Origin of the sequence: Helicobacter vulpis (genome assembly GCF_003660395.1) — a bacterium.
GTDB lineage: Bacteria > Campylobacterota > Campylobacteria > Campylobacterales > Helicobacteraceae > Helicobacter > Helicobacter vulpis.
In genome coordinates, this window is sequence record NZ_QXQT01000089.1 from 1 (window position 1) to 545 (window position 545).

Consider the following 545-nt stretch of genomic DNA (forward strand, 5'->3'; position numbering starts at 1 on the left):
GGGCTTGAGCCAGTCAGATAGGCCCTTGATGGGCGCGCGCGCCCTAGCCCAAGAAAAGAAGCTAGATTTTAGCCAAGTCTTCTTTTACTCCAAGGGGGAAAATTTGGACTTCGTGGAGCGCAACAAGAATGCGCTATTTGAGGGGTATGTAGATTCGCATTTTGCTCGGGAAGAAGCTAGGTTAAGGGAGGCGTTTAAGGGGGCGGAAGAACTTTAAAAGCATTGTTTAACTGAAAGGGCCCCCGTTAGGGGGCGGTCCTAAGTTATCGCCTCACAAGTGTAAAGCAGATTTTAAGCCCCAAAAAAGAGACTTTAAGGCATAATGCCCACTTAGGACCCTTGCCATGCTTGCAGCTCATGGCTAGTCCTTTCTTGCCCGGGTTTGGTTTGGTTTGCCCGGGCATTCTTATTTTAACGTGTTTTTACCCGATTAACTTTTGCTACTCTTTAACCCTTGATTCACGCGGGGGTTTTTTGGTTGAATAGGGCTATAAGGGGCGATGATGTTGTTACACGACAAGATACAAGAACTTTTAGAAGCCACC

General features: G+C 47.3%; 1 protein-coding gene. It reads left to right on the forward strand.

Annotation, left to right across the window (positions count from 1 at the left end; genetic code table 11):
- Positions 1 to 217 (forward strand): hypothetical protein (locus EAO38_RS08710; RefSeq protein WP_162982765.1); only part of this gene is annotated, 217 nt, incomplete at its 5' end.
- Positions 218 to 545: the final 328 nt, after the last annotated feature.